Source organism: Clostridium sp. UBA5712 (genome assembly GCF_002419845.1).
GTDB lineage: Bacteria > Bacillota > Clostridia > Clostridiales > Clostridiaceae > Clostridium_J > Clostridium_J sulfidigenes.
On sequence record NZ_DIGW01000017.1, the window covers coordinates 363,067 to 374,563 of the forward strand.

14 protein-coding genes and 1 riboswitch are annotated in these 11,497 nt (G+C 29.8%); of the genes, 8 read left to right on the top strand and 6 right to left on the bottom strand.

The features are described from left to right. Positions 1–70: 70 nt before the first annotated feature. From B3B03_RS17760 to B3B03_RS17770, 3 genes are all read right to left on the bottom strand, one after another. Positions 71–712, bottom strand: coding sequence for a hypothetical protein (locus tag B3B03_RS17760; RefSeq protein ID WP_346877977.1), 642 nt, complete (start codon positions 710–712; stop codon positions 71–73). 403 nt (positions 713–1,115) lie between these two features. Beyond that, on the bottom strand, positions 1,116–1,427 hold the full coding sequence (locus tag B3B03_RS17765) for a YbjQ family protein (protein ID WP_035131635.1): 312 nt from the start codon (positions 1,425–1,427) through the stop codon (positions 1,116–1,118). After that, a complete protein-coding gene (locus tag B3B03_RS17770) occupies positions 1,408–1,632 on the bottom strand; it encodes a hypothetical protein (protein WP_035131633.1) in 225 nt (74 codons plus the stop codon). Before B3B03_RS17770 ends, B3B03_RS17765 begins: the two co-directional genes overlap by 20 nt. A 262-nt stretch (positions 1,633–1,894) precedes the next feature. Between B3B03_RS17770 and B3B03_RS17775 the strand changes: the two genes are divergently transcribed. From B3B03_RS17775 to B3B03_RS17805, 7 genes are all read left to right on the top strand, one after another. Further along, positions 1,895–2,566: a DUF969 domain-containing protein gene (locus B3B03_RS17775; protein WP_346878008.1), complete on the top strand. Its 672-nt coding sequence runs from the start codon at positions 1,895–1,897 to the stop codon at positions 2,564–2,566. Positions 2,567–2,580: 14 nt separating this feature from the next. Beyond that, positions 2,581–3,510 (top strand): DUF979 domain-containing protein, encoded by a 930-nt coding sequence (locus B3B03_RS17780; protein WP_346877978.1) that lies wholly within the window; start codon positions 2,581–2,583, stop codon positions 3,508–3,510. 67 nt (positions 3,511–3,577) lie between these two features. Further along, complete coding sequence (gene pcp, locus B3B03_RS17785; protein WP_346849107.1) at positions 3,578–4,222, top strand: pyroglutamyl-peptidase I; 645 nt, start codon at positions 3,578–3,580, stop codon at positions 4,220–4,222. Beyond that, positions 4,222–4,659: a gamma-glutamylcyclotransferase family protein gene (locus tag B3B03_RS17790; protein ID WP_346877979.1), complete on the top strand. Its 438-nt coding sequence runs from the start codon at positions 4,222–4,224 to the stop codon at positions 4,657–4,659. The genes pcp and B3B03_RS17790 overlap by 1 nt, the downstream gene beginning before the upstream one ends. 137 nt (positions 4,660–4,796) lie before the next feature. Further along, the gene (locus B3B03_RS17795; protein WP_346877980.1) at positions 4,797–4,997 is read left to right on the top strand and encodes a hypothetical protein; all 201 of its coding nucleotides are present in this window, start codon (positions 4,797–4,799) and stop codon (positions 4,995–4,997) included. Positions 4,998–5,116: 119 nt separating this feature from the next. Then, positions 5,117–5,794, top strand: a complete 678-nt coding sequence (locus tag B3B03_RS17800) for a Crp/Fnr family transcriptional regulator (protein WP_346849110.1) — start codon at positions 5,117–5,119, stop codon at positions 5,792–5,794. Between the two features lie 221 nt (positions 5,795–6,015). Then, a complete protein-coding gene (locus B3B03_RS17805) occupies positions 6,016–7,719 on the top strand; it encodes a tetratricopeptide repeat-containing diguanylate cyclase (RefSeq protein ID WP_346849111.1) in 1,704 nt (567 codons plus the stop codon). A 153-nt stretch (positions 7,720–7,872) separates the two neighbouring features. On the opposite strand, the gene thiC is transcribed toward B3B03_RS17805, so the two are convergent. Continuing rightward, positions 7,873–9,186: a phosphomethylpyrimidine synthase ThiC gene (gene thiC, locus B3B03_RS17810; RefSeq protein ID WP_346849112.1), complete on the bottom strand. Its 1,314-nt coding sequence runs from the start codon at positions 9,184–9,186 to the stop codon at positions 7,873–7,875. A gap of 198 nt (positions 9,187–9,384) precedes the next feature. Further along, positions 9,385–9,486: riboswitch (TPP riboswitch) on the bottom strand. A 243-nt stretch (positions 9,487–9,729) separates the two neighbouring features. Between thiC and B3B03_RS17815 the strand changes: the two genes are divergently transcribed. Continuing rightward, positions 9,730–10,137, top strand: a complete 408-nt coding sequence (locus B3B03_RS17815) for a hypothetical protein (RefSeq protein WP_035131622.1) — start codon at positions 9,730–9,732, stop codon at positions 10,135–10,137. Positions 10,138–10,209: 72 nt separating this feature from the next. Here B3B03_RS17815 and B3B03_RS17820 read toward each other — a convergent pair whose 3' ends face one another. Both B3B03_RS17820 and B3B03_RS17825 read right to left on the bottom strand, forming a co-directional pair. Next, a complete protein-coding gene (locus B3B03_RS17820) occupies positions 10,210–10,704 on the bottom strand; it encodes a threonine/serine exporter family protein (RefSeq protein ID WP_414632766.1) in 495 nt (164 codons plus the stop codon). 5 nt (positions 10,705–10,709) lie between these two features. After that, complete coding sequence (locus B3B03_RS17825; protein WP_346877982.1) at positions 10,710–11,471, bottom strand: threonine/serine exporter family protein; 762 nt, start codon at positions 11,469–11,471, stop codon at positions 10,710–10,712. Positions 11,472–11,497: the final 26 nt, after the last annotated feature.

The following is an 11,497-nucleotide window of genomic DNA, read 5'->3' on the forward strand; positions in this document are numbered from 1 at the left end:
ATAAATAATTACATAAAAAATGGTGAGCATGAATCTTAATATAATTACATGCTCACCATAAATTTAAAAACTAGTTTAGACCTTTAATCAAACCAAGATTCACTATATCATTTTCATCTACGTCTTCAGTATTTAACTCAATATATATATTCCATTCTGCCATATCTGCAGTTCCAATTCCAGGAACCATTCTCTCAATCGCTATAGAAATTTCATTGCCCTCTTTAATTACCTTTTTTACTTTATGCCTCACAGATCCACTTGATTCATCTAGTGTTACAACAATTAAAGCTTTTTTAGAAAAAAACTCATCATCATATTTGCTTGCATCTACGTCACGGTTTTCATTTACACATGACAGCATACTTACAGTAAGTCCTTTTACTTTCCCTTCATGCTCCCTTAAACATTCTTTTGATTTGCAAATAGTGATAATAGGATATTTTTTACTTGAATTATAATATGGAGATCTTTCATAACTATCCTTAAACTCAAGCTCCCTCGCAGAATCACTAGGTTTTTTAATAATCCCCCCTTTATCTTCTGTGCTTGCTGAAACTTCATCATTATCTTGATTTTCTGTATTTCCTACTTCAACAGTTTCCTCCTCTTTTTCACTTTTACCTGCATTTATATTATTACACCCTGAAAAAAGTACCACCGTAGTTAAAACTAAAGTACTACATAACAATTTAAATTTATTCTTTTTCATATATATACCTCCATATTTCATATAAATAGAGTTCTTTGCTTAAGATGGAGTTTTCTCCCACTGAAGCTTACTAACAGACTTCTTAGTATCAGTATTTTTGATACTTAGAAGTCGTTGTACTTTAGTGAAGATCGTTATATAAGAACGTATTAACTCTCTACTCATACTTTAAATCTTAATACCTATATCTTAAGAAATATCCTTTATTTATATACGCTTATTTATACAAAAAGATTTAAACTTTTTATTTCTAGCCTCTATTTAAAATTACATTATTATAATATACAAGCTATAGGAATATTAGTAGTCCTTCTTTAAAGGTCGTATTAAAACATTATTTTTGCAATAAATAATAAAGACTGAGTCAAAATTTTTTATTTGACTCAGTCTATCTCAGATAATTTTATTTAAATTTTACTGCAGTTCCATAACAAATAACTTCAGATGTACCATTCATTATTGAGCTTGTTGCATACCTTATATTTACTATAGCATCAGCACCCATAGTTTCTGCTTCGTCAGCCATACGCTTTGTAGATATGGCTCTAGCTTCATTCATCATTTCTGTATAGCCTTTTATCTCTCCACCTACAACGGTTTTAAGACCACTAAGAATGTCCTTACCTATATTTTTAGACCACACCACTGACCCTTTAACCATTCCTAACATTTCTAACTCTTTTCCTGCAATGTAATTAGTATTTACTAATATCATTTTCGTCTCCCCCTTTTATTTCTTTTATTCTTTCTATCATATTATAAATAATTGCTCCTGCTATACCTATGGCAATTAAAAGCAAAATTATTGGCAATAACTTTATTCCTTCTGCAAAAGTAACAAATATGATACCTCCAAAATAGAAAATTGCAAACAGGAGCATCAATACTGTTATTACTATGGTAAGTATAATTTTTCCCATACTCTTATCATCTCCCTAAAAATATGCTATAAATATTAATTATTCCATTTTACTAGACTAATATTATCATACTACAACTACTAATACAATATGGATAAAAATAGTTATTGATGCATAATGATTAAATTTTATTTTTATCCAATCAACCTCATCTATACCTAATATTTATCCGTTCTTTGTATACCTGTATACATATTTACTTTTCATAATAGTGTATAATTTTAAAAAATTATATAAATTCATGGGAGGAAGGATAATAATGATCAAATTAATCGGTATTATAATTGTTATCATTGGTTTTACGTTAAAACTCGATACTATTGCTGTGGTTCTTTCTGCGGGGGTTTTAACAGGGCTCGTTGCTGGTTTGAGTATTAACGAAATATTGACTACTCTAGGACAAACTTTTGTATCTCAAAGAGCCATAACATTATTCATATTAACATTACCTGTAATTGGTATGTGTGAAAGATATGGACTTAAAGAAAGAGCTGCAACTCTTATAAGTAATGCTAAATCTCTTTCTGCTGGAAAGCTATTAAGTGTCTATGCCCTAGTTAGACAAGTGGCAGCTGCCCTTTCTATTAGAATGAGTGGACATCCTCAATTTGTTAGACCTCTTGTTAACCCTATGGCACAAGGTGCTGCCGTTAGTAACTTTGGAGAAATTGATAAGGAAGATGAGGATAGAATTAAGGCTTCTTCTGCAGCTATGGACAACTATGGTAACTTCTTTGGACAAAACTTATTTATGGCTAGCTCAGGAGTACTTCTAATAACCAGTACACTTCAGGAACAAGGCTATGTAGTAGATGCTCTTGATGTAGCTAAAGCTTCTATCCCAATAGCTGTAATACTATTTATAATGGTATTAGTACAAAATCATTTATTAGATAAATCATTAATTAAGAAATATTCTAAAAAAAATAATTAAAGGAGGAATCGATTATGGATATGGCAGCACTATCAAATTTTTTATTGGAAATCTTTTATGCCTTAGTGGGCTTCCTAATGATTTCCCTATCAGTTTATACATTTACAAATAAAGATCATAAAGCTAGAATTGGTACTTCAATATTTTGGTCAATTCTAGGTATTATATTCATAGCTGGACCTTATATCCCAGCTAATATAGTTGGGATTTTAATAATAGCCTTAGGTTTCTTGACCGTTTCTAAGCAAGTTAAAATGCTACCTACCAAACCCCTCGATGGAGAGTTTGCTAAAACTCAATCTGGAAAACTTAAAAATAAAGTTTTCTTACCACCTCTAGTAATCGCAATTGTAGCTCTAGGAATAGCACAATTTACCTCTATTAGCGGAACAGCTGCTATTGGTATAGCTGCTGTGATAGCAACTATTGCAACCTTAATTATCACAAAAGCTAATCCAAAGTTCATTTTAGAGGATGGAGCTAGAATGATTGACTCTGTTGGACCTGTAAGTATCTTGCCTCAACTTCTTACTGCATTAGGCTCACTATTTACAGCTGCTGGAGTTGGTACTGTTATTGCTAATGGTATATCAAGCTTCATACCTGAAGGAAATCTTTTAATTGGAGTAGCTGCTTACTGCATTGGTATGGCTATCTTTACAATGATTATGGGAAATGCCTTTGCTGCATTTGCAGTTATCACTGCTGGTATTGGAATTCCATTTGTATTTGCACAGGGGGCTAATCCAGTAGTTGCTGGTGCCTTAGCTCTTACTGCTGGATATTGTGGAACACTAATGTCACCAATGGGAGCTAATTTTAATATTATGCCTGCAGCTCTTCTAGAAATTGACGACAAAAATGCAATTATTAAACGCCAATTTCCTGTGGCTATGACATTACTAATAGCACACATAGTTTTAATGTATTTCTTAGCATTTTAAAAGTTTATATAAGATATAACTAAAGGAGGTGAATTTTAATGAAGCTAATGCTTCATTAAATATATATATGAAAGTTTTAATAAGTGGTTTTGATCCCTTTGGAGGAGAACCTATAAATCCAGCTCTTGAAGCAGTAAAATTACTTCCTAATAATATTGCTGGCGTAGAAGTTATAAAGGTAGAAATTCCTACTGTCTTTAATAAATCAATAGAGGCCCTTGAAAGCTCTATCAAAAATCATAACCCAGATGCAGTTATTTGCATCGGACAAGCAGGTGGTAGATTTGCAGTTATGCCGGAGAGAGTTGCTATTAATATAGATGATGCTAGAATTAAAGATAACGAAGGAAATCAACCAATAGATATAAAAATTAAAGAAGATGGAGAAAATGCTTATTTCTCTAACTTACCTATAAAAGCAATGGTTAAAAACATGGTAGATAATGGCTATCCTTCTGCAATTTCTAATACTGCTGGAACATTTGTTTGTAACCATATAATGTATGGATTACTTTATCTTATCGATAAAAAGTACTCTCATATGAAAGGTGGATTTATTCACGTTCCATATATACCAAATCAAGTGGTTACAAAGCCAAATACACCTTATATGAATCTTCAAGATATTTCAAAATGTCTTGAGCTTTGTATAGAAGCCCTAGTTAATAATGGAAATGAAGACATTAAAACTATAGGAGGTACAATCTGCTAATGACATACCCAACAGAAGAAAAAAAAGTATTTGTATATGGAAGCTTAAGAGAAGGTTTCTTTAACTATGATAAATACTTAAAAAATAAAGTATCTCCAGCTTCTCTAGGCGAAGTAAGGGGAAAGCTTTTCCATCTTCCTCACAAGGGATACCCTGCTTTACTAGATGGAGAAGATACTGTTATTGGAGAAATTATGACACTAAAAGATTTTTATGAAGATATAGTTTCCTTAGATCAAATGGAAGGATTCAGATCCTTTGAAGATATATCAATCAATGAATATATAAGAACTACTATAAATGTCAAAAATCTTGAAACAAAGGCTATTGAAAATTGTTATGTATATAAATACGTAGATGGCAATGATAAAAACTTTAATTCCCATGCAATCTATATTCATCATGGAGACTGGAAAAAGTATATGAATAGCCTATAATAATACAAGTAGAAAAATCTATCATTTATTTGATAGATTTTTTATTGCAATAAACTAAAATTATATTTAAATTTATTGACATCTCTATTTCTATTGCATAATATATAAAATAATAATTATTTTCTTAAGGTGAATTTATGTCTTATAATCTAAACCCCGAAGAATTAGTTGTAGCAGCTGCTGTTCTCTCTATATATATAGCTAAAAATAGAACTTCTGATGAAATTAATCTATTAGGAAATCTTTTTCAAGCTATAGGTACAAACCTATCAACTATTGCTACTGTTACTCCACAAAATGAATCTACTATTAATAACAAAAATAATACTAATGAATAAAATTTAGTTTAAAAATAATTCCTATAATATGAGGAATTATATTATACTATAGACGTTTTTTAAGATTTAACATAAACATTACTTATTACTCTATTAAATTGAAAAGGATGATTTAATATATGTATGAAGAATACTTTAAACATATTCCACAAGAAAAAATGAGAACCTTTTTTCTTGAAGAACTTGCTCCTTTAGGAATTATAAAACATTATAAAAAAAATGAGCATATAGATTACTTTCCTGGGGGTAAACTCTCAATAGTTACTGAAGGAAAAGTGAAGGTTTGTATCTATACTAAAAATGGTCTTGAAAAAATTTTATTTTTTTTAATACCAGGAGAAATATATGGGGAGGAAAGTTTATTTCATCACTCTCATATAGGCATTACTCCAGTTACATTAGAAGATACTTCAATCTCATTTATTGATTATGAAACTTTATATAATTATTTAAATGATAAACCTAAAAATTATGAGTATTTTCTTCAAAGTATATTAAGAAAATATCAAATTTCTTTATTTCAGATGGGAGACCTTTTAAAGAGATCACCACGAGCTCAAATTTGCTCTGCTCTTTGTAGAATTGTTGCTCAAACTATAAATAATTATTCTAAATGTAATGATCCAATTGAACTAAGTCTCCCGCTTACCCATGAAGGATTAGGAAATTTAATCGGCTGCTCTAGAGTTACCGTTACTAGAGTTCTTAATGAGTTAAAATCCCAAGGAATATTAGCAAGCACATCTAAAAAAATAGTTATTCTAGATTTTGAAAGATTAAAAAAATATTGTGACTAATAACAAGTAAATTAAATGTAACATATAATTACTTATTTAGACTTATATTACTTAAATTCTCTAAGTAATTTTTATGTAACATATAATTTTTTATTATTTTTCATCTAATTTTATGTTATTATATTATTGTAACCGCAAGGTTAAAAATTCATTGGTTAATCAGTTATAAGTTTAAATTCAAATTATAATTAAACTATTCTAAGAAAAGTAGGTTGTTTAGTATGGATAATAACTCAAAAGAACTTTTTAAACTTATTGATGATGGAAACACTATTGTACATAGCGATCCTAGAAAAGCTTATGAAATAACAAAAGAAGCATTAAAATTAGCTGAAGCGTTTAATAATAAATCTGCAATGGGCTATTGCTTTATTAATTTTGCTTTAATTTACAGATCACTATCAAATCTTGCCAACTGGGTAGAATATGGTCATCATGCTCTAGATATATTTATGGAATTAAATGAAGAGGAAGGCATTGTTGTAGCTTTAAATCTTTTAAGTTGCGCATATTTTCACGTTGGACTTTATGAGGATTCTTTAATAAATTGTCTTAGAGTTCTAGATTTGTGTATTGATGATAAACATAGCTTTATTCACACCTGTTCCCTTAATAATATGGCAGAGATTCACAGGATAACTACCCAATATAATAAAGCCTTGAAATATTATGAGAAAGCTTTAGCTAAAGCTAAAAAATTTAATTATACTTCACTATCTGCATCTATTTTATTTAATATAGGACAAGTTCTTCTAGAGAAGAATAATTACCATAAAGCTTTAAAAATATTTTTTGAAAGCTATGATATAGCTATTGAATTTAATAACTTTATACTCCTAGGTGAAATAGAAAATAATATTGGTTTCATTCACTTTAAAAATAAAGAGTTTGATAAAGCCATGGAATACTATAATAAATCCTTAGAACACTTAGAAACCATTAGTAACAAATTTTATATCATAGATTTATACTTTAACATTGGTTTTTTAAAGCTTTCCACTTCTTCTGGTGATGCTATAGAATATTTAAATAAAGCTATACATTGTGCTGAGGAACTTAATTCCAAACATAAGCTTAGTAAAATACATTTGCAGCTTTCTAAATACTACGAATCATTAGGAGATTTTAAAACAGCCTTAGAATATTACAGGCAGTACCACCTTTCAGAAGAAGAAGTTTCTTCATCTACTATGAAATCTAAACTAGAAATTATAAGAATTCAATGTAATCATGCTATAGAAGCTGAAGAATTAGAACAAATTAAAATAATAAATCAAAAACTAGAAATGGAAATAGAATCCCAAAATAAAAGGCTACAATATATGAAAAATGAGAATAAGAATTTACGATTTAAAGCATTGAAAGATTCTCTTACTAAAATTTCAAATAGACATGCCATTGACCAAATGTTTAGTAGACTATGGAAATATTCTAAACTCAATAAAAATAATATGGTTTTATTTATGATAGATGTGGATAACTTTAAATTATATAATGATTATTGGGGTCATATGCATGGTGATAAATGTCTTGCTAGTATTGCTCAATGTTTAAAAGACATTTCTACCTCCCGTCACGATTTTTGTGGTAGATACGGTGGAGAAGAATTTATATATCTTGCTGAGGATTTAACCTATGATGAAGCTATTTACCTAGGTAATCTAATAAGTTGTAAAGTTAAGGACTTAAAAATAAAATCTACTCATGATAATGAGAGTTCTGTAATTACTGTTAGTATTGGTGGGGTCTATGGAAACCTTTCCTCTCTTAGATCAACTGACTATATGATTGAAATTGCAGACAAACAATTATATATCTCTAAAGAATCTGGAAGAGATAAAGTTACGTTAATAAACACCTTAGAAGATGAATTAATGCTAAATTCAATAAATTCAGTGAACTTAGCAACTGCAGATATATATTAATAATTTAAACTTTAAAACAGTTATTCCTTTATTATTAATTATATTATTCAAGTTATTAAACATAAAAGTATAATAAAGAAGGACACTCTTAAAATTACTAAGCTTAAACTACCAATAAAAGCTTAATTTTTAATAGTGTCCTTTTATTAATTATTAATCATCTTCTCTTAAAAGGTTAATATCTTTTCCACTAAGAATCTTGTTCATATTTCTCATAGAACACATTTTACCACACATAGTGCAACTATCTTCATGATGAGGTGTAGATTCTTTTCTATATTTTCTTGGCTTTTCTTCATCTAAAGCTAAGGTAAACATCTTCTCCCAATCAAGTTCCTGTCTTGCCTTACTCATTTCATTATCCCACTGCGATGCACCTTTAATTCCTTTAGCAATATCCGCTGCATGAGCTGCAATTTTTACTGCTACTATACCTTCCTTCATATCATCTAGGTTTGGAAGTCTTAAATGTTCTGCTGGAGTTACATAACATAAAAAGTCTGCTCCATAACTTGCTGCAATAGCTCCACCAATGGCAGAAGTTATATGATCATAACCTGGAGCTACATCCGTAACTAAAGGTCCTAAAACATAAAATGGTGCTCCGTGACAAAGTCTTTTTTGAAGTAACATATTAGCTTCTATTTCATTTATAGCCATGTGCCCTGGACCTTCAATTATAACTTGTACATTTCTCTCCCAAGCTCTTTTTGTAAGCTCACCTAATACCATAAGCTCCTTAATTTGTGAAGCATCTGTGGCATCAGCTATCGAACCTGGTCTACATGCGTCTCCTAAACTTAAAGTTAAATCATATTTTTCACATATATCTAATAATCTATCAAAATACTCATAGAATGGATTTTCTCTCTGATTTAATTCCATCCAAGCAAACAAAAGAGATCCTCCCCTTGAAACTATATTAGTAATCCTCTTATTTCTTTTAAAAGTATTTATAGTTTCCCTGTTTAGTCCTGCATGGATAGTTACAAAATCTACTCCATCCTGTGCATGCTTTTCTACTACTTTAAAGAATTCATCTACAGAGATATCCTTTAGTTCCTTATCATAAAAGCCAACTACATCATACATTGGTACTGTTCCAATCATCGCTGTAGACATTTCTACTAACTTTTCTCTGAACTTTGCAGTTTTTCCATAATTAGAAAGGTCCATAATAGCCTCTGCTTTCATATCTAAAGCAACTTTTACCTTTTCCATTTCTTTATCTATATCATCACAATCTTTGGATATACCTAAATTTACATTTATTTTAGTTTTGAGACCTTGTCCTACTCCCTGTGGTACAAGGGATTTATGATTTTTATTAGCAGGTATAGCTACCTTTCCTTCCGCTACTAAAGCCCTTAACTCTTGAATATCCATATTCTCTGACTTAGCTACAATCTCCATCTCTCTTGTTACAATGCCCTTCCTAGCGGCATCCATTTGTGTTGTAAAATTCATACTTTCTTCCTCCCTAAGTACAATAATTATTTAATTTAATAATTTAGCGCCTTTCTTTAGGAGAAAATAATTGCTTACATATTTTTTTACAAATCTTTATTAATTCTTATCTAAAAAAATAAAGGCTTACACAAGGTAAGCCTTTAGATGAATTCATAAAATAAATATTTATAAACATTTTTATAAATAAGCTATTATTAAAATCTTTTAAAGCTTTCCTTCGATGGCATTATCCACATCAGGTTCAAGGGTTAAAGCAATTATTGCTTCTCTCAGCATTAGGCACCCCTAGCTAAATAATTATTAAATTAACTTCATTATAACATAAAAACTATAATTTTCAAATTTACTTTTAATTTATTATTATCCACATTTTTAATGGAAAATTTTTAATAACATATTTTTTCTTTCTAAGGATAAACTAAAGTCGAGTTTTCTTAAACCTTTTATTTTTCAATAGCTTATCCTTATTCTTGTTGTTCTCATCAAATATACTCATACTTAAGAATTTAAGTAAATACTTTAAAAGGACGGTGTATTACAATGAAAAAATCTTTAATTATGCTAACATTAGTTGGTGCCATCATGACTTCTTCTACTGTAGCCTTTGGATATGATAATATATCAATGGATTCTAATAGTGAAAAAATGACTACTATAGAGACTCCAGCAGAAAAATCTAAGGATGAAAAACCCACTGAGGAAAAGAAACCAACTATGATTGAGGAAGAAGAAAAGACAAAAAAACCTGATGAAAAGAAGCAAACTATAAGTGAGTCTAAGCCTGAGAATGAAAAAGCTCCTAAAGAAGATGAAAAGAAACCAACTCTAAACGAAACTGATGAGAAAAAACAAAATACAAAGACTCCTGGAAAACATATGAGAAAACCAGAGTGTGATAATAAGTGTAACCCTGAAGATAACAAGGAAAACGAAAAGAAGGCTCAATAATTAAGTATAAATTTAAACTTAATTTAAATATAGGCTATGTTTTAACAACAGTTTAAAACATAGCCTAATATTTTATTTTATTTTATTTTGTGCTGCTTTCTTTGTTTCTATATCTCTTTGAATTTTGCTAAAAAATTTATAAGTAGTTGAAGATAACATCATTCCAAAGGCAATAGCTCCACCTACTATAATAGTTTTCATTGCACTGCTATAAGCAAGGTCATAATTTTGAGCTACTATATATAATACTGTGTTATAGGCCATGACTCCTGGTACTAACGGGAATATTCCTGGTATTGAAAACTGCATACTTGGAGCCTTTAACCTTCTTGCCATTACTTCACTATAAACTCCTACTACAAATGCCCCCATGAAAGTAGCAATAATTACACTTCCTCCATAGTTGAACACTATTAAATAGCTTAACCATGCAAGAGTTCCTGAAATCCCAGCCCAAGCTAATTTTTTTCTATCTATATTAAATAATATGGCAGGAAATACACTTCCAAAAAACGCTAAAACAATTTGTCTAATCATAACATAGCCTCTACTTTCATCTAAATATATTATATCTAAAAGATTCCTAGAAAATTTCTAAAGGCTAATGCAGTACCAATTCCTGAACCAATTGCTGTAATTATTAAAACAGCCTCACCCACCTTTGAAATTCCTGATGTAAAATCACCATAAATTATATCTTTTATTCCATTAGTAAGGGCTACACCAGGTAATAGTACCATGATAGACCCTAGTATAATCTTGTCCTTGTTCACTATAGTTATAATATTTTCAAATAAAATACTTATACTAGCTATAAGAAATCCTGAGAAAAAGAAGATAAAGAACTGAAAAAATCCTACATTGGATACCTTATCTACCATATAATATATTATCATACCAATAATTGTAGATATAAAGGCTGCAAAAATTGTTCCGTTGAAAAATAATGAATAAATAAAACAAGTCATTCCACCAGCTAACACTCTAATAGGTAATTTAAAAGTAGGCGTTTTTCTTATATCTTCTAGTCTTTCCATTGCTTCCTCATAGGAAATCTTCTCTGACTCGATGCTTCGAGAAAAACTATTTACTAGCTCTATGCTATATAAATCAACACTCTTGCTTCTAACCTTTTTTAGTGATGTAACCTTTTCTTGATCCTCATCTAAAATAGATATAAAAATTCCTTTTCCTGTAGTTATGCATTCACTTTTATAATTATATGCTTTACATATCCTTTCAATAGTTTCCTCTACTCTATAGGATTCTGATCCATTACTAATAAGTAGTTCACCTGCTGAAAGAGCTATATCTAAAACCTGTTTTGCCTTCATGATAAATCTCCTTCTAATATTCCATA